18 protein-coding genes are annotated in these 17,638 nt (G+C 75.1%); 9 read left to right on the forward strand and 9 right to left on the reverse strand.

Going from position 1 to position 17,638, the window contains the following annotated elements; translation table 11 throughout:
* Positions 1-26: 26 nt before the first annotated feature.
* Positions 27-1,247 (reverse strand): MFS transporter, encoded by a 1,221-nt coding sequence (locus ACIBEC_RS16865; protein ID WP_360503013.1) that lies wholly within the window; start codon positions 1,245-1,247, stop codon positions 27-29.
* 103 nt (positions 1,248-1,350) lie between these two features.
* Entirely contained in the window at positions 1,351-1,536 is a 186-nt protein-coding gene (locus ACIBEC_RS16870; protein WP_360503011.1) for a hypothetical protein, read from the reverse strand.
* A gap of 373 nt (positions 1,537-1,909) precedes the next feature.
* Between ACIBEC_RS16870 and ACIBEC_RS16875 the strand changes: the two genes are divergently transcribed.
* From ACIBEC_RS16875 to ACIBEC_RS16885, 3 genes are read left to right on the forward strand one after another with little or no spacing between them, the layout of a single operon-like run.
* Positions 1,910-5,026: an adenylate/guanylate cyclase domain-containing protein gene (locus ACIBEC_RS16875; RefSeq protein WP_360503008.1), complete on the forward strand. Its 3,117-nt coding sequence runs from the start codon at positions 1,910-1,912 to the stop codon at positions 5,024-5,026.
* Positions 5,023-5,901, forward strand: coding sequence for a S8 family serine peptidase (locus tag ACIBEC_RS16880; RefSeq protein ID WP_360503005.1), 879 nt, complete (start codon positions 5,023-5,025; stop codon positions 5,899-5,901). Before ACIBEC_RS16875 ends, ACIBEC_RS16880 begins: the two co-directional genes overlap by 4 nt.
* Positions 5,885-6,436: a GAF domain-containing protein gene (locus ACIBEC_RS16885; protein ID WP_360503003.1), complete on the forward strand. Its 552-nt coding sequence runs from the start codon at positions 5,885-5,887 to the stop codon at positions 6,434-6,436. Before ACIBEC_RS16880 ends, ACIBEC_RS16885 begins: the two co-directional genes overlap by 17 nt.
* Before the next feature lie 14 nt (positions 6,437-6,450).
* Here ACIBEC_RS16885 and ACIBEC_RS16890 read toward each other — a convergent pair whose 3' ends face one another.
* The 7 genes from ACIBEC_RS16890 to ACIBEC_RS16920 form a co-directional block, all read right to left on the reverse strand.
* Positions 6,451-7,332: a virginiamycin B lyase gene (locus ACIBEC_RS16890; protein ID WP_360503001.1), complete on the reverse strand. Its 882-nt coding sequence runs from the start codon at positions 7,330-7,332 to the stop codon at positions 6,451-6,453.
* A gap of 81 nt (positions 7,333-7,413) precedes the next feature.
* A complete protein-coding gene (locus ACIBEC_RS16895) occupies positions 7,414-8,505 on the reverse strand; it encodes an AI-2E family transporter (protein ID WP_360502999.1) in 1,092 nt (363 codons plus the stop codon).
* A gap of 80 nt (positions 8,506-8,585) precedes the next feature.
* A complete protein-coding gene (locus tag ACIBEC_RS16900; RefSeq protein WP_360502996.1) occupies positions 8,586-9,683 on the reverse strand; it encodes a winged helix DNA-binding domain-containing protein in 1,098 nt (365 codons plus the stop codon).
* Positions 9,680-10,390 (reverse strand): glycerophosphodiester phosphodiesterase, encoded by a 711-nt coding sequence (locus ACIBEC_RS16905; RefSeq protein WP_360502993.1) that lies wholly within the window; start codon positions 10,388-10,390, stop codon positions 9,680-9,682. Before ACIBEC_RS16905 ends, ACIBEC_RS16900 begins: the two co-directional genes overlap by 4 nt.
* The gene (locus tag ACIBEC_RS16910) at positions 10,387-10,869 is read right to left on the reverse strand and encodes a hypothetical protein (RefSeq protein WP_360502990.1); all 483 of its coding nucleotides are present in this window, start codon (positions 10,867-10,869) and stop codon (positions 10,387-10,389) included. Before ACIBEC_RS16910 ends, ACIBEC_RS16905 begins: the two co-directional genes overlap by 4 nt.
* Before the next feature lie 46 nt (positions 10,870-10,915).
* Complete coding sequence (locus tag ACIBEC_RS16915; protein WP_360502987.1) at positions 10,916-11,332, reverse strand: TOBE domain-containing protein; 417 nt, start codon at positions 11,330-11,332, stop codon at positions 10,916-10,918.
* 126 nt (positions 11,333-11,458) lie between these two features.
* Positions 11,459-12,667 carry an ROK family transcriptional regulator gene (locus tag ACIBEC_RS16920; RefSeq protein WP_360502984.1) on the reverse strand — a complete coding sequence of 403 codons (1,209 nt, stop codon included), beginning with the start codon at positions 12,665-12,667 and terminating at the stop codon, positions 11,459-11,461.
* 153 nt (positions 12,668-12,820) lie between these two features.
* On the opposite strand from ACIBEC_RS16920, the gene ACIBEC_RS16925 reads away from it, so the two are divergent.
* The 6 genes from ACIBEC_RS16925 (at position 12,821) to ACIBEC_RS16950 (ending at position 17,610) form a co-directional block, all read left to right on the forward strand.
* Positions 12,821-14,059, forward strand: coding sequence for an MFS transporter (locus ACIBEC_RS16925; protein ID WP_360502981.1), 1,239 nt, complete (start codon positions 12,821-12,823; stop codon positions 14,057-14,059).
* A 205-nt stretch (positions 14,060-14,264) separates the two neighbouring features.
* Positions 14,265-14,810, forward strand: a complete 546-nt coding sequence (locus tag ACIBEC_RS16930; RefSeq protein ID WP_360502979.1) for an RICIN domain-containing protein — start codon at positions 14,265-14,267, stop codon at positions 14,808-14,810.
* Between the two features lie 201 nt (positions 14,811-15,011).
* Entirely contained in the window at positions 15,012-15,572 is a 561-nt protein-coding gene (locus ACIBEC_RS16935) for an RICIN domain-containing protein (protein WP_360502976.1), read from the forward strand.
* Positions 15,573-15,598: 26 nt separating this feature from the next.
* Complete coding sequence (locus ACIBEC_RS16940; RefSeq protein ID WP_360502974.1) at positions 15,599-16,294, forward strand: VTT domain-containing protein; 696 nt, start codon at positions 15,599-15,601, stop codon at positions 16,292-16,294.
* A 124-nt stretch (positions 16,295-16,418) separates the two neighbouring features.
* Positions 16,419-16,934, forward strand: coding sequence for a DinB family protein (locus ACIBEC_RS16945; RefSeq protein ID WP_396287958.1), 516 nt, complete (start codon positions 16,419-16,421; stop codon positions 16,932-16,934).
* Positions 16,935-17,217: 283 nt separating this feature from the next.
* Entirely contained in the window at positions 17,218-17,610 is a 393-nt protein-coding gene (locus tag ACIBEC_RS16950; RefSeq protein ID WP_360502971.1) for a cell division protein SepF, read from the forward strand.
* Positions 17,611-17,638: the final 28 nt, after the last annotated feature.

The raw sequence follows: 17,638 nt of genomic DNA on the forward strand, positions 1-17,638 counted from the left end.
GCCTGGGGACGGGGTCCGGGGATGGGTCAGACGGCGGGGATCGGCACCGGCCCGCGCCGCACCGGCGGCGCCCAGGTGACCACGGCCGCGCAGACCGCGATGGCGATCGCCAGCAGGCCGAAGGTCCGGGTGCCGCCGAGGGAGCCGAGCAGGATGCCGCCCACCAGCGGGCCGAACGGCTGGATCAGGGTGGACAGGAAGCCGGCGGCGCTCTGCACCCGGCCGATCCGGTCCGGCGGCGCGGCGAGCAGCATGCCGGAGACGAAGCCGATGCTGGCGACGGTGGACAGGCACATGCAGGCCGCGCAGAGCAGCCCGATCAGCAGCGGCACCCTGGTCACGGTCAGCACCCCGGCCGTCAGCGCGGACGCCCAGCAGGCGAGCGCCACCAGGCTGCCGTCGCGTGCCCGGGCGCCGAGCCGGGGGGCGAGCAGCGCACCCGCCAGGGCCCCGGCGGCGGTGCAGGAGACGACCGTGCCGCCGCCGACCCCGGAGTGCCCGCCGTCGGAGGCGACGGCCAGGGTCGCGAACATCAGCGCACTGAACGCGAAGTTCATCCCGAGGCCGAAGATCAGCAGCAGGGTCCGCAGGTAGGGCTGCTGCCAGATGAAGGCCAGCCCGGCGGTCAACTCCTGCTTGCTGAACACCGATCCGCTCTTCTCGGCGGGCGTCGAGCGGGTCCGCATCAGTGCCACGCAGATCGTGGACAGCAGCAGTCCGATGCCCTCGGCGAGGAACGGCAGCACCGGGTGCCAGGCGAACAGCGCGCCGCCGCCGAGCGGTCCGATCAGCCGGGCCGCGGCGCCGCGCGCCTGCATCCGCGAGGAGGCCTCCCGGGCCTGCTCGCGCGGCACCACGGCGCGCAGCAGGGCGCCGGCGGAGGGCCCGTAGACGCTGGAGATCAATGCCCCGGCGGCGGCGACCGGCAGGACCAGCACCAGCGGGGCGTGCCCCCGCAGCACGGCGACGACCAGGGCGCTGACCGCGAGCAGGCTGCCGACATCGCAGATCCGCATCAGCCGGCGCCGCTCGATCCGGTCGGCGAGCACACCGCCGGGCAGCATGGTGAGCAGCAGCGCGCCGACCGAGACGGTGCCGATGGCGCCCGCCCGGGCGGCCGATCCGGTCTCCCGCAGGACCAGCAACGGCAGGGCGATCGAAGCGAGTTGGGAGCCGAGCGAGGCCAGCAGGCCGCCGACCCAGAGCAGCCGGAAGTCCCGGTTGCGGGCGAGCGGGGTGGGCTCCATGGCCGTCCTCCGGGGTGGGGGTGGTGGCAGATCGGGCCGGGGCGGCCCCGTGTCGACGGGACCGCCCCGGAAGCCTTGCGCTACGGCCGGCGACCGGTGCCGGTCAGGCGGAGGTCTCGGCGCCGCCGACGTAGCTGATCAGGCTGAAGCAGTTGCCGTCCGAGGACTCGGCGAGGACCTTCATCGACTGCAGGTCCAGGACGTTGGCGGCGTGCGCCTCGACCTCCGGGGTCTCCTCGCCGTTCTCGCCGATGTTCTGGTCGACGTTCTGGTCGATGTTCTCAGCCATGGTCGAACTCCCTTCCACAGGTAAGCCGTTACGGTGGCGACGGGCGGCTGCCCGCCGTGCCGACCACATGGTGGGCGGGGCCGGCTGCGCCCGGCTTCGGAGCCGGTTGGGCACCGGTATGCCCGCAGGTCGGGACGCCGCCGCCGGCGCCCGCCCCACGCCACAGAGCCCGGCCGGCCCCGCCGAACCCCGCCCCGCCTGCGGCCATACCGGTCGCCAGGCGGTCCCGAACCGGGCTCGAAGCCGCCCCCGCAACCCTGACCCGGCACGCCCGAACACGCCGCACGCCCGAACGCCTCGCACGGCCGCGAACACCCGCATCGCCCGCGCCCCGTACGCCCCGCACAGCGGAGGACGACCGAAGGACGGCCCCATGCCCTGCCCACTCTGCGCCCAACTCGTCGCCACGAACGACCAGTTCTGCCCATCCTGCGGCACACCGCGGGCCGCCGCCCTCGACCTGGTCGCCGAGGAGCGCAAGCTGGTCACGGTGGTCTTCTGCGACCTGGTCGACTCCACCGCCCTGTCCGGCGCGCTCGATCCGGAGACGCTGCGCGAGGTAATCCTGCGCTACTTCGAGCGGATGCACCGACAGATCGAGGCGCACGGCGGCACCCTGGAGAAGTTCATCGGAGACGCCGTGATGGCCGTCTTCGGCGTCCCGGTGATCCGCGAGGACGACGCCCACCGGGCGCTGGCCGCCGCGCTCGCCATGCTGGAGGACCTGGAGGATCTCAACACCGAGCTGGACGCCACCCTCGGGGTCCGGCTGGACGTCCGGATCGGCGTCAACACCGGTCAGGTGGTGGCGGGTTCGGACGCCTCGGCGCGTCAGGCGCTGATCTCCGGCGAGACCGTGAACATCGCCGCCCGGCTGCAGACCCAGGCCTCCCCCGGCCAGGTGCTGATCGGCCCGCAGACGCTGCGCGCGGCCGGCCCGGCCGCCCAGGTGGACGAGGTCGGCCCGCTGCGGCTCAAGGGCAAGGCCGAGCCGGTCACCGCCTACCGGCTGGTCGGCCTGGACGAGGACGACCCGGAGCTGCTGCGCCGTTTCGACGTCCCGCTGGTCGGCCGGGAGCGTGAACTGGCCGATCTGGACGCCGCGTTGGCCCGGGTGGCAGGCGGCTCGGGTGCCGAGCTGCTGCTGGTGGCGGGCGAGGCCGGGATCGGCAAGACCCGTCTGGTGCGCGAGTGGCGCGAGCGGGTGGGCCGGCGTACCGCGCGCTGCGGCACCGCCCGCTGCCGCAGTTTCGGCGAGCAGGGCGTACTGGCGCCGCTCGCCGAGGCCGTCCGCACCCTGCTGGACGAGCCGGAGGGCGCCGCTCCGGCCGAGGCGCTGGCCCGGCTGGACGAGGCGACCGCGCCGGGTGTCGGCGCCGGGCAGTCGCTGGAGCTGCTGGCCGCGATCCTGCGCGGACGTACCGTGGAGCGCCCCGCCGTCCTCGTCCTGGACGACTGCCAGTGGGCCGGTCCGGCGCTGCTGGACGCCGCCGAGCGGCTGACCGCCGCTCTCGGTTCGGCCCCCGTGCTGCTGCTGTGCCTGGCCCGCCCCGAGCTCCCGGCCGTCCGCCCGGAGGTGCCGACGCTGCCGGTCGGCGGCCTGTCCTGGGACGAATCCGCGCTGCTGGCCGCCCAGTTGACCGAGCTGAGTGCCCACCAGGAGGCGGTGCCCACCCGGCTGCTGGAGCGCGCCGAGGGCAACCCGCTCCACCTGGAGGAGCTGCTGGCCGCCCTCACCGAGGCCGAGGGGCCCGCTCTGGCCGACGAACTCCCCCCCGCCGGACGGGCGTTGCTCAGTGCCCAGATCGACGGGCTGGAGCGCGACGAGCGTGCCACGCTGGACCTCGCCGCCGTGCTCGGACGCGCGTTCACCGCCGCCGAGCTGGCCGAACTCGCTCACGGCGGCACCGACCAGGACGCTTTCGCCGACCCCGAGGACGATGTCTTCACCGGCCCGATCGACGGCCTGCCGGTCGGCCCGCCGGCCGACGGCGACGGCACCCCGCCCCGGCTGCACGCCGCGCTGGCCCGGCTGGCCGAGCGCCGCCTGGTCGAACCGACCGGCACCGGCTACCGGTTCAGCAGCGGCCTGGTCCAGGAGTCGGTCTACCAGTCGATGTCCAAGCGGGCCCGCGCCGAGCGCCACGAGCGCGCCGCCGACCTGCCGGCCGTCCGTTCCGCCGGGGACGCCGCCGTCGGCGGCCACCTGGAACGCGCCCACCGCTACCGGCTGGAACTCGGCCTGCTGGACGCCCGCACCGACACCCTGCGCACCCGCGCGGCCGCCGCCCTCGGCGCCGCCGGGGCGGGCGCCCTGGCCCGCGCCGACCTGCCCGCCGCCACCGACCTGCTGGAGCGGGCCGTCCGGCTGCACTACCCGAACGAGCGCGCCGCCGGCCCCGTCCTGCGCCGCCTCGGCGAGGCCCGCCTCGCACTCGGCCGCGCCGACGAGGCGCTGCCCGTCCTCGCCCAGGTGCGCGACGCGGCCGCCGACCCGCTGGACGCCGCACACGCCCGGCTCGCCCTGGCCGCCCGGGGCCTGCCGCCCGGCCAGGACCAGCCCGCCGCCACCGCCCGCGCCGTGCTGCCGCTGTTCACCGGCACCGGGGACGACCTCGGCCAGGCCCGCGCCCGGTTGCGGCTGGCCGAGGAGCACCTGCTGGCGGGCCGGCATACCGAGGCCGGGCAGCTGCTGGACCAGGCGCTCGACCAGGTCTGCCGCACCGACGCCGAGCTGGACCGGGCCGCCGTGCTGGCCGCGCTGGCCGCCGCGCTGCTGACCGGCCCCGAGCCCGTCCCGAACGCCACCTTCCGACTGCGGGCCCTGCTCGCCGAGCACGGCACCGGCCGCCGGACCGTCCGGGTCGCGCTGAACGGCCCGCTGGCCGTCCTGCTGGCCCTGCGCGACCGCCCCGCGGAGGCCGAGCTGCTGCTCGCCGAGGCCAACGGCCTGGCCGGGGAGCTGTCGCTGGCCGAGGCGATGGTCGCGCTGCCCGCGCTGACCGCCCAGGCCGCGGCCGCCACCGGCCAGTCCGGCCAGGCCCTGGACCTGCTGGCCGACGCCGCCGAGATCGCCCGCCGTCAGGGCACCGCCGCCCCGCTGCCGCGCCTCGCCCTCGCCACCGCCCGGGTCCTGCTGGACGTCGACCGCCCGGCCCAGGCCGCCCGCCACCTGGACGGCGCGGACGCCACCGTCGCACTGGCGCCGGTGCTCGCCATCGAGCTGGACGCGCTGCGCGGCCGGCTCGCCGCCGCCCGGGGCGAGGCCCAGCCGGCGCTGGACCTCACCGCGGCCGCCCTGCGCGCCGCCGAGGCCACCGAGTCGCTGCTGCTCCAGGCGCTCACCGCGCTCGACCGCGCGCACGCCCTGCTGCTGCTCGACCGCCCCGCCGAGGCCGCCGAGGCCGCCGCCACCGCCCGGGACCGGTTCGCCGCCAAGGGCCACCTGCCCGGCGTCCGGCGGGCCGAGCGGCTCGGGGGCACCCGGTGAACGGCCCGGCCGGCCTCACCTGGAGCCTGCGCGACCGCGCCCCCGCCGACCTGCCGGTGCTCGCCGACCGCCTCACCGACGACACCGACGACACCATCGGCAGTGACGGCGGCAACGGCGGCAACTCCAGCGGCAAGGGCGTGCGGGTCTGTGTGGTCGACTCCGGCGTCGAGCCGGACCACCCGCTGGTCGGCCCGCTGCAGGGCTCCTGGGCAGTCGTCAAGGACCCGGTCACCCGGGAGCTGACCGTCCGCCCGGACACCGCCGGCGACACCTGCGGCCACGGCACCGCCTGCGCCGGCATCATCCGCCGCACCGCCCCGGACTGCGAGCTGTACAGCGTCCGGGTGCTCGGCGAGCGCTTCACCGGCACCGGCGACATGCTGATCGCCGGACTGCGCTGGGCCGTCCGGCAGGGCTTCGACGTCGTCAACCTCAGCCTCTCCACCACCCGGACCCGCTTCCTGGAGGAGCTGCACGCGATCGCCGACGACGCCTTCTTCGCCCGCACCGCGATCGTCGCCTCCGCCCACAACACCCCGGTGGAGAGCTTCCCCTGGCGGTTCTCCTCGGTCATCTCGGTGGGCAGCCACCAGGAGGACGACCCGGCCCTGCACCTGTACAACCCGGCGCCGCCGGTCGAGTTCTTCGCCCCCGGCCAGAACGTCCGGGTGCCCTGGCTCGGCGGCGCCACCATCCGCACCACCGGCAACAGCTTCGCCACGCCGTACGTGGCCGGGCTCTGCGCCCGCATCCTGTCCCGGCGGCCGAGGCTGACCACCTTCCAGCTGAAGAGCGCGCTCTACCTGACCGCGGCCAACGTCCAGGTCCCGACCACCCCCACCCCGGAGGCGCCCGATGACCCTCAGCACTGACCCCGCCGTCGATCCGCTGGCCCGCGAGCTGCTGCAGTCGGTGGTGGATGTCGCCCGGGCGATCTTCGGCGCCCAGGCGGGCTCGGTCTGCCTGCTCGACGAGACGGCCGGGGAGCTGGTGTTCCAGGCCGTCTCGGGGCGCGGCGAGGAGTCCCTGGTCGGCCGCCGCTTCCCGGCCGGCCGGGGCATCGCCGGCTGGGTCGCCGCCTCCGGCGAGCCGATGGTGGTCGACGACCTGGGCGCGAACCGCACCTTCGACCGGGACTTCGCCCAGTCCACCGCGTACGTCCCGAATGCCCTGATGGCCGCGCCGCTCACCCACGGCAACCGGGTGCTCGGCGTCCTGGAGGTCCTGGACCCGGCCCCGCAGGCCCGCGCGAGCCTGCCCGAACTGGACCTGCTGGCCATGTTCGCCCGCCAGGCCGCCGCCGCCCTCCGGGTGATCGCCGACCGCGCCCCCGCCCCGCAGCCGGCCCCCGACCGCGCCGCCGCCCTCGGCCTCCTCGCCGACCTGGAGGAACTGCTGCGCCGCTGAGGCGGGTGCGGGCCTCAGCCCCGGGCCGGGGCCAGGCGGAGGATCTCGCCGCGCTCCAGCGCCGCGTACACCGTGCCGTCCGGGGCGACGGCGATGCCGTGCGGCTCGGCGCCCTCGCCCGGGATCGGGTGGCCGTCCAGCCGCCCGTCCGGGGTGAGCACCCCGATCCGTCCCGCGCCCCACTCGGTGAACCAGAGCCGGCCGTCCGGCCCCGCCGCGATGGCGTGCGGCTTGGCGGCCCGGTCGGCCAGCGGGTACTCCGTCACCTCGCCGTTCACCGTGAGCCGCCCGACCAGCCCGCCGCCGATGCCGACGTACCAGAGCGCGCCGTCCGCCCCGGCGGTGATCCCGACCGGTGCGGTGCCCCCGGTGGGCAGCCGGTGGACGGTCACCTGCCCGTCCGTACCGACCCTCGCCACCGCGTCCGCCTGGTTGAGCGTGCACCACAGGGCGCCGTCCGGCCCGGCCGTGATCAGCGACGGAAACGCCCCGGCGACCGGCAGCGGGTACTCCGTCACCTCCCCGTCCGGCGTGAGCCGCCCGATCCGGTTCGCGTTCATCTCGGTGAACCACACCGCCCCGTCCGGCCCGGCGGCGATCCCGTACGGTCCGGCGTTCTCGCCCGGCAGCGCGAACGAGCCCGCCGTCCCGTCCCCGTCGATCCGCCCGATCCGGTGGTCCCGCATCCGGCTGAACCACATCGCCCCGTCGGGGCCGGCCGCGATCACCGCCGGCCCGCACCCGGGCGCACCGAGCCCGTACCGCCGGACCGCCCCGTCCGCCGCCAACCGCCCGATCTCCCCGGCATGCACCAGCGTGAACCAGACGCTCCCGTCCGCCCCCACGGCCACCCCGTACGGCCCGGCCCCCGCTTCGGCCACCTCGAACAGTTCCATCCGCACCCCTCCCGGCACTATCGCGACTGTCGTCGCATTAGTGATGTTCACACAGGGCCCGCAGGCCTGGCAACCGGCTTCTCACGCCCCGCCGACCGCCCGCCCCGGGACGCCGCGCAGGACCGAGATGACACCCGTCGCCGCCGCGCAGACCGGGACGGCGAGCAGCGCGCCGATGATGCCCGCGATGCCGGAGCCGGCCACCACGGCGACCATGATGGTGGCCGGGTGCAGCTCGACGGTCCGGCTCTGGATGACGGGCTGGAGGATGTTGCCCTCGATCATCTGCACGGCGAGCACCACGCCGAGGGCCCACAGGGCCGTGCCGAGGCCCCCGTCGGCGAGGGCGACCAGGACGGCGACCGTGCCGGACAGGAAGGCGCCGACGAAGGGGATGTAGGCCCCCATGAAGACCAGCGCGCCGAGGCCGGGGGCGCCGGGCACGCCGAGGGCGACCAGGCCGATGGTGATGAAGCCCGCGTCGATCAGGGCGATCAGGGTGGTGCCACGCATGAAGCCGGCCATCGCGTCGAAGGCCCGCTCGGCGCAGGCGACCACGGTCTCGGCGCCGGGTCCGGGCAGGTAGGAGCGGATGGCGTCGGCGGTGCGGTGGCCGTCGCGGAGGAAGAAGAAGACCAGGGCGAGCGCCAGTACCCCGCCAGTGATCAGTTGGGTGAGCAGGCCGAGCCCGGAGAGCACACCGTTCGTCAGCGTCGAGACCAGCGAGTTGGTCTCGCCCTTGGCGTTGTTCAGGGCGTGCTGGATCTTCTCCCCGAACGGGCCGAGCCACTCGGCCAGCCGGTGCCCGGCCTGCGGCAGCGAGGTGGCGATCTGCGGGGCACTGTGCACCAGGGAGTTGACCAGCAGCGCGAGGACCCCGCCGACCGCCACGACCAGCACCATGCAGGTCAGCCCGGCGGCGAGGCCCCGACTCACGCCCCGCCCGACCAGCCAGGGCACCACCGGGTAGAGCAGTGAGGCTCCGAGCAGCGCCAGGACGAACGGCACGGTGGCGGCCCGCAGTTCGACCAGCGCGAAGACCACCAGCGAGGCGACCGCGATGAGCAGGATCACCGCCATCGCCCAGGCCGCCGCCTGCCGCAGCGCCGGCGGCAGCATCAGGTACGGCCTGCGGTGGTCGGGCTGCCTGCCGGGCGGGCGCTCCACGGACACGGCCACCTCCGCCGGGGATCGTCGTTGGGTCCGAACCGACCCAGCTCAGCAGAGAATGTGACGATCTGCCCGTTGTATCGCTATTCGGGGTCCTCGATCAGAACCGCACCGCCCGCGCCCGCGAAGGCCAGCACCCGCTCCGCCTCGGCCAGCGCCGCCTGCCGGTCGGCCCGCCGCAGCGCCACGAACGGCTGCACGACGACCTCCTGCTCACCCGTCAGCCGCCAGGACCCGGCGACCATCCCGTCCACCAGCAGCGTCCCGAGCACGATCCCGTTCTGCGTCATGACCCGCCCCCGGTACTCCTCGGGCAGCACCCGGGTGCGGTCCGCGTGCGACAGCAGCAGATTGTCGAACGGCGCGACCAGCCGCACCGGCGCCGGGGTGTCCGCGTCCGGCCGGGGCGCCTCCGGCAGGTCGTACAGCAGCCGGCCCTGCTCGTCGCGGAAGGTCAGCAGCCGCGGCGCGAGCCGTGCCAGCACCGGGGAGAGTCCGGTGCGGCCCGACCACTTCTTCAGGTCGGCCGCGGTGGCCGGGCCGAACGCGGCGAGGTAGCGCAGGACGAGGTCGTCGAGCACGGGCACCGGGTCGAGCGGGCGGCCGAGCCAGGCTTCGGCGGTGGTGTGCGCGGCCGGGCCGCCGCGCCCCCACAGGCCGCGCGGCGGCACCTGGACGAGCGGCAGCAGGCAGCGGGCCGCCTGGGCGAGCACGGCCGGGTCGCGGTCCGGGCGGGCGGCGGCGAGTAGCGCGCCCAGCTGTTGGAAGGTGCGCGGCTGCTCCTCGACCAGCTCCCGGGCCTCGGCGGCGAGCGCGTCCGGGTCGAGCCCGGCGAGCCCCTTGCCGAAGGTGGTGCGCAGCCCCTGGTCCAGGACGGGCTGGAGCAGCGGGCGCAGCGTCAGGCAGTCGTCGGCGGTGACCAGGTGGATGGTGCCGCGCTGGAGGGCGATCCGGACCACCGACCGCTGTTCGATCAGCGTGCTCAGCGGCTCGGGTGTGAAGCCGTCGAGTCGGGCGAGCAGCCCGAGGTAGGGCGGCTGGGGCGCGGCCTGGGCCTGGAGGCCGGCGAGGTGGTGGACCATCGCGGCGGGTTCCAGGTCGGTGCGGGCGAGCAGGTGCTGACGGGCCAGCAGGGCGCGGCCCAGCTCCCGGGTGCCGAGCACCTGCCCGGGTTCGGTCACCGGCGGCCGTCCAGCACCGAGCGCAGTACGCCGATCCGGTTGGTGGTGATGGAGGCGACCCCGGTGTCCCGCAGTCGGCGCATGGTGCGGCGCAGGTCGGCGGTCCAGGTGGAGACGGCGAGTCCGGCGTCGGTCGCGGCGGCGGCGAACTCGGGGGTGACGAGGCCGAACGGCGGGTTGAGGTAGCGCGGGCGCAGGTCGTCCAGCAGGGTGCGGACGGGCATCCGCGGCTGTTTCCAGGTGAGCGCGATCTCGGCGTCGGGGGTCAGTTCGCGCACCGCGAGCATGGCGGTGACCGGGCCGCAGAAGGCGACCTGCCGTTCGGCGCCGAGCCCGGTGACCACGGACCAGGTGGCGGCGGCCGGTCCGGGGTCGTCCAGGTCGATCAGCAGTCGGCGGCCCTCGGTGGCGGTCACCGCCTTGATCGCCTCGGCGAGCGTGGGGATGGCGAGCCGGCCGTGCCGCAGCTCCTCCAGCTGCTCGGTGGTGACCCGGTCGATCGACCGCGGGTCGTTCCAGAGCCGTTCCAGGGTGCGGTCGTGCAGGAGGACGGGCACCCTGTCGCGGGTGAGCCGGATGTCCACCTCGACGGCGTCGGCGCCGGCGGCCAGCGCGGATTCGATCGAGGGCAGGGTGTTCTCGCGGTGGCGGTACGGGTCGCCGCGGTGGGCGACGGCCAGTACCCGGGGGCTGCGGTCGGTGGTCATCGGATCCTCTCCGCGAGCCAGGGGGTGAGGTTGTGGACGCCGACGTCCTCGCGGTGACTCGGCTCCCCGGGGACGGTGACGATCAGCGTGGTGGACGGCGGGAAGGTGCGCGCCCTGACGTGCACGAGGTCGGTCCAGACCGCGTCCAGGAAGCCCGGGACGCGGTCGCGCTCGACGTCGAAGGCGATGCCCTCGACGGTCACCGTGACCTCGTCGTGGGTGAACAGCCGGACGGCGACACGGGGGCGGCCGTCGAACTCCAGCAGCGCCTCGTGCGGAATCCCGTCGAACTCGCCGCCCGAGCCGCCCGAGCCGCCGGAGCTGCCCGACCCGACTGGCCCGGGCGGCCCGACCAGGCCGGCGAAGGTCTGGTCGCGGCCGATGTCGTGCCGGGCGCGGACGGTCCGGCCGTGCCGGTCCGCCACGGTCTGGATCGCGAGCACGGCGCTCTGGGTGGTCGGCAGGTGCGGGGGTGGCATCCGGGCCTCTCGGTCGGTTCGACGTCCGGGACTCGTCGGTGGGGCGTCAGCGCCGCTCGATCATCACATTGGTGGACTTGATGACCGCCGTGGCGGGTGCGCCGGGCACCAGGTTCAGCTCCTCCGCCGACTCCCGGCTGATCAGCGACACCACCCGGAACGGCCCGGCCTGGATCTCCACCTGCGCGGCCACGTCGCCGAGCACCACGTGGGTGACGATCCCCGGGAAGCGGTTGCGGGCCGAGGACGGGCGGCCCTCGGCCTCGGCGTTCTCCGGCCGGGCCAGCTCGCGGGCGAAGGCGGCGAGCTCGGCGCCGGGGATGATCCGGTGCCCGTGCTCGTCGCGCGCGGCCGCGAGCCGCCCGGCGTCCACCCAGCGCCGCATGGTGTCGGCGCTGACGCCGAGCAGCGCCGCCGCCTCGCCGATGCGGTACGGGTTCGCCGGCACCTCGGGCTGGCCCATGAGCGACTCCTGACGGTGGTTCGAGGAACAAGGGTCGTGGCGGTACACGCCCCCGTCCGCCATCCTGCCGTACCGGGTACGGCAACGGGCAAGTCAGGGGCTGCTACCGCTCGAAGCCAGGGGCCGCTACGGCTCGCCGAAGAGGTCCCGTCGCACCGCGTCCCCGGCGGTCAGCACCGCACCGGCGAGCACCGCGCCGCCGCCCGCCGTACCGGCCCGCACCTCGGTGCTCAGCGGGGAGAGCCGGGCCAGCCGCCGCTCGACCCGGCCGGCCAGCTCGGCGCCGCCGGCCCGGCCGATCTCCCCGCCGAGCACCACGCAGCCGGGGTCGAGCACGACGCACACGCTCGCCGCGCCGAGGGCGATCCGCGCGGCCAGCTCGTCCAGGAAGCGCCCGCCTGCCTCGCCCGCCTGGCCCGTGCCCGCCGTCGGCGCCGCCACCGCCGTGCGGACGACGGCCTCGGCGGCGGAGGAGTCCCCGGCCGGGTCGGCGGGCAGCCCGTGGGCGCGGGCCAGGTCGCAGATCGCCGCGCTGCCGACCAGGCCGTGGAAGCCGCCTTCGCAGCTGTCGGCGCTGGGCAGCCCGGCGGTCCCGGGGACGGGCAGGAAGCAGATCTCGCCGGTGCCGCCGGAGAAGCCGCGGCGCAGCCGCCCGTCCAGGATGACGGCGGCGCCGACGCTGTGGCCGAGCCACATCAGCACGAAGGTGTCGCGGTCGCGCGCGGCACCGACCCGGTACTCGGCCCGCCCGGCGAGGTTGACCTCGTTCTCCAGGATCACCTCGGTGCCGGGCAACTCCTCCAGTGCGGCGAGGAGTTCGGCGTGCCAGGCGGGGAGCTTGCCGGTGCTCTGCAGCCGCCCGGTGGCGGGGTCGACCAGTCCGGGGGCGCCGACCGCGACGGTGTGCAGCCGCTCGACGCCGGCGCCGCGCGCGGTCTCCAGCAGGGTGGCGGTGATCGCCGCGGCGGTGTCGGGCCCGCCGTCGCCGTCGACCGGGATCTCGGCGGTGGCGAGGGCGTGGCCGGCAAGGTCGGCGACGACCAGGCTGACACCGCCGGAGCGGACGTCGAAGGCGGCGATGTGCGCCCGGGAGGCGACCAGTGCGTAGACCCGGGCGTTGGGGCCGCGCCGCTGTTCGCCGCGTTCGCCGACGACCGCCACCAGGCCGGTGCGCTGGAGGCGTTCGAGCAGGTCGGCGACGGTCGGCCGGGAGAGGCCGGTGAGGTCGCGCAGCTCGGTCGCGGTCAGGGGGCCCTGCTCGAGCAGGAGGTTGAGCGCCAGCCGGTCGTTGATCGCCCGGGCAGTGCTCGGCGTGGCCGTACGCGCGGTGGTCATGGCCACTCATCCTTCCAGAGTGTTTCTATCAGGGTCCCTTCCTGATAGTTTATCGAACCGTCGACCGGCCGGCTGCACCTGCGTTTGACTGTCAGCAAGGCCACCCACAGGGCACTGTCGCGCCCCGCACCGCGCGACCGGGAGGGAACGCCGATGAACCGCACCACCGCACCCCCGCCGGACCCACGGCCGGAACCCCTGGCCGCCCCGCGCCGGGCGCGGGCGAGCATCGCCCTGGTCTTCGGCGTGCACGGCGCCGTCAGCGGCACCTTCGTCACCCGCATCCCGTGGATCCAGGACCACCTCGACCTGTCCACCGGACAGCTCGGACTGGCCCTGGTCATGCCCGCCATCGGCTCCTCCCTCGCCATGCCGCTGGCCGGCCGCTTCGTCCACCGCTACGGCGGCCGGGCGGCGGTGCGCGGCCTGATCGCGCTCTGGTGCCTGGCCCTCGCCCTGCCCGCGCTCGCCCCCTCGCTGCCGGTGCTGTGCGTGGCACTGCTGGCGTACGGGGCCACGGCCGGCATGGCGGACGTCGCGATGAACGCGCAGGGCGTGGAGATCGAGGAGCGGCTCGGCCGCTCGATCATGTCCGGCCTGCACGGGATGTGGAGCGCCGGCGGCCTGCTGGCCTCCGGCTTCGGCATCCTCGCCGCCCACCTCGACCTCGACGCCCGGCTGCAGCTGGCCGTCACCGCACTGGTCCTGCTCGCCCTCGCCCAGCCGGTCTGCCGCCGCCTGCCCGACCTGCGGGCGCACGAGGGCGCGGAGGAGCCGCCGAGGTTCGCGCTGCCGCCGCGCAGCTCGCTGGTGATCGGGCTGGTCGGCTTCTGCGCGGTCTTCGCCGAAGGCGCCTCGATGGACTGGAGCGGCGTCTACCTGCGGGACGTCACCGGTGCCTCGGCCACCGTCGCCGCCGCCTCGTACACCGCCTTCTCGCTCACCATGGCGGTCAGCCGCCTCGCCGGGGACGCTGCGATCCGCCGCCTCGGCGCCGTCCGCGCCACCCGGATCGGCGGCGCCGTCGCCACCGTCGGCGGCCTGCTGGTGGTCGCCGCCGACAGCCCGGCGCTGGCCATCCCCGGCTTCGCCCTCATCGGCATCGGCATCGCCGTCATCGTCCCGCTCGCCTTCGCCGCCGCCGGCCGGATCGGCACCAACGCCAGCCAGGCCATCGCGGGCGTCGCCACCGTCACCTACACCTCCGGCCTGATCGCCCCGGCCGTCATCGGCACCCTCGCCGAGGCCACCTCGCTGACCGTCTCCTTCGGACTGGTCACTGCCCTCGTCTTCGCCCTGCTGCTGAGCGCCGGGGCGCTGCGCCAGGCCGGACGGCATTCCACCGGCAGAAGCGCGACCGCCGTGGAATCGGACATGACGGCGAGTTCCTGAAGGAGTTCCCCGCCCGCACCGCCGACCCCCGGCCGACTGCCCGCACGACTTTCTCCGCCATCCGGGTGCTCCGCACAACCTCCTCGAACTCTCGGCGGTCGAACACGCCGCCGCGGCCCGGGACTCCCGGCAACGCCTGCCGGGTTTCCTCGCCGGGTCGCGCCGGACCGCACCACCGCCGAACCGCACCACCGGAGGTCGACCGATGTTGTGCCGCACGCGGCTCGTCGCCGCAAGTACCGTCCTCGCCACCGCCGCCGTGGCCTTCACCGCCCCGGCGGCGCCCGCAGCGCCCGCCACCACCACCGACTTCGGCCCTGCCGAGATCCGCACCGGCATGTACGCCGGGACGAACGACCTCTGCCTGGAGGTCGCCGACTGGCGCACCGACGACGGCGCCCCGGTCCGGATCTGGACCTGCACCGGCGGCGACAACCAGAAGTGGACCCAGACCGCCAACGGCTGGATCAACCTGCACAGCGGCAAGTGCCTGGAGATCCCCGGCTACAGCACCGCCTGGGGCACCCAGGCCGACCAGTGGACCTGCAACGGCGGCTCCAACCAGCAGTGGAGCGACCCGCCCGCCAGCCACCCCGGCACCCCGCGCCGCATCGTGAACGCCCACAGCGGCCTCGTCCTCGACGTCGCCGGCGGCGCACTGACCGACGGCACCCCGGTGATCCAGTGGGAGTACCTCGCCGGCGCCAACCAGTTCTGGCACTACAACCCCGAGAAGGACCCGTACAGCTGATCCCCCGGCCGCCCGGCGGCCACCGGAGAGCAGCACCACTCGCCCACCCGCCGTCAGCCTGCCATCGGACACATCCGACGGCAGGCATCCATGGCCACCTCCCAGGCGAACCCGTGACCACGGTTCGCGTCCGGAACCGGTACGTCACCGAATAGGGTTTCGACGCACGTCGTCCCATGACCACGCTCCCAGGGGGAATCCATGACCACGTCGTCACGTGTCCGGCACCACAGACCCGTCCCGCCCGCCGCAGCCCGCCGCGTGCTCGTTGCCGCCGCCGTCGGCCTCGCCACCGCCGCCGCGACCGTACTCGCCGCCCCGTCGGCCTCGGCGAGCCAGGCCGGGCAGTACCGGATCAGCAACGTCGCCACGGGCAAGTGTCTGGAGGTGGCCGACTGGCGCACCGACGACGGTGCCCCGGTCCGCCAGTGGACCTGCACCGGCGGGGCCAATCAGCAGTGGACGAGCGGACCGGGCTCAACGATCATCAACGTCCACAGCGGCAAGTGCCTGGAGGTCCCCGGGTACAGCACCACCATGGGCACCCCGATCGACCAGTGGAGCTGTAACGGCGGGTCCAACCAGGGCTGGCTCGACGAGACCCTGGGCACCGGCTTCCCCCACGTCTACCCGAACGTGAACAGCGGCCTCTGGCTCGACCTGTACGGCGGGAGTCCGGCGGACGGGACGCCGGTGATCCAGTGGCCGTGCAACGACAGGCCCAACCAGCACTGGTTCACCAACGGCCCGGTGGCCCAGTAGCCCGCGGCCCCGGTTAGGCTCGGGCGGTGTCCGAGCCCGATGTCATTCCCGCACCCCCCGCCGCGCCGCGTTCGTCCCGGTGGCGGTTGGCGCTGCTGATCGTGCTGCTCGGCACGGCGGCCGGGTCGCTCATGCTGTGGAACCCGACGGAGCTGCTGTCCGGGGGGCTGGCGGACCGGATGCCCGGGTACTGGTTCGGGCCGCTGTTCGCCCTGGTGTACGCGGTGGGGACGCTCGCCTTCGTGCCCCGGCCGGCGCTCAACGCGGCGGCCGGGCTGCTCCTCGGCGTCCAGCAGGGCGTCGCGCTGGCGGTGCTCGGCACCACGCTGGGCGCCGCCCTGGCCTTCGGGCTCGGCCGGGGCCTCGGCCGGGACGCGCTGCGCCCGTACCTGCGCGGGAAGGTGCTCGGCGCCCTGGACCGGCGGTTCACCGAGCAGGGGTTCCGCAGCGTGCTGGTGCTGCGGCTGCTGCCCGGCATGCCGTTCCAGGCGGTCAACTACGGCGCCGCTTTCTCCGGGACCCGCGCCCTGCCGTTCGTCCTCGCGACCGCGATCGGCGCGGTGCCGACCACGGCGGTGTACGTGACGGCGGCGGCCAGCTCGGGCAAGCCCGGGTCGGCGGCGTTCCTGCTGTCGGCGGGCCTGATCGCGCTGTTGGGGCTGGGCAGCGTGGCGGGGCTCTGGCGGGCGGCGAGGGCACGGCGCCGGGCGGCGGCCGCCTGAGCGGTCGGCCCGGAGGTCGGCCCGGAAGACCTCCCCGGCCGACCTCCCGGTAGACCGCCCGACCCGACGTCCGGCCGAACAAATCGTTCGCGCCCCTGCGGCCGCCGGCGCCAGGATTGCCCGCATGACCGGAATGAACCCGCGGGTGGACCCGCCGATGGCCGCCGACGAGGCCGCCACCCTCACCGCCTTCCTCGACTACCACCGCAGCACCCTCGCGCTCAAGTGCGAGGGGCTGAGCGACGACCAGCTGCGCCTGCGCTCCGTCCCGCCGTCCGGCCTCTCGCTGCTCGGCCTGGTCCGGCACATGGCCGAGGTCGAGCGGTACTGGTTCCAGGGGATCCTGCGCGGCGAGGAGGTCGCCACCGGCCACTACTGGACCAAGGCCGACCCGGACGGCGACTTCGACAACGTCGACACCGCCGACGTCGCGGCCGACTTCGCCACCTGGCGCGCCGAGATCGAGGCCGCCCGCCGGGCGGCCGCCGGCCTGCCGCTCGACACGGTCGGCAAGCGGCCGCGCCGCGGCGAGGAAGTGACGCTCCGCTGGATCCTCGCCCACATGGTCGAGGAGTACGCGCGACACAACGGCCACGCCGATCTTCTGCGCGAATCGGTGGACGGCGCGACCGGCGAGTGACCGGCCGCGCGAAATCGTTTCCGCATTGTTGACAGAAGGTCAATTACTCGGCGACCGCTACCGATATGGTCTACGCGCGCAACCGTACGGCGCTACGCCGCGTCTGCTCTCTTTGCCCGGGTCCGCCCGGGTTTCCGGCGCGGCACGACTCGTACGGGGGTCGCGAGCGGGCACGGGACCGGTGAACAGTGCGATACTCGGACAGTTCCGACGAGTGGATGACGTGTCAAAAAGCGACACGCGCCCCCGGGGGACCAGACGGGACGAGGCAGGGAGGCGCGGCATGGGAGCACTTCGCGACGAGCACCACAACGGGTGGCTGATGCCCTCGGGGAACTACCCGGCCGCGGTGTACGACGACGAGTGGGTGGATCAGGAGACGGTACCGGCCGTCGCCGCGCCCGCGAAGATCGTCTCCCTGCGGCCGACGGGCTTCGAAGCGGCCCGCACGGTCGGTGAGCACATCCGGGCGAGCATCCCGGTGGTCATGGACCTCACCGAGATGGAGGAGGCCGAGGCCAAGCGCATGGTCGACTTCGCCTCCGGGCTGATCTTCGGCACCCAGGGCGGCATCGAGCGGATCGCCCGCCGGGTCTTCCTGCTGACCCCGGCCGAGGTCGAGGTCATGGTGATCGACCGCCCGCTCGACGAGACCGGCTTCTACAACCAGAGCTGAGCCGCGGCGCCCAGGGCGCAGCGGCACC

Source organism: Kitasatospora sp. NPDC051164 (genome assembly GCF_044455625.1).
Lineage (GTDB): Bacteria > Actinomycetota > Actinomycetes > Streptomycetales > Streptomycetaceae > Kitasatospora.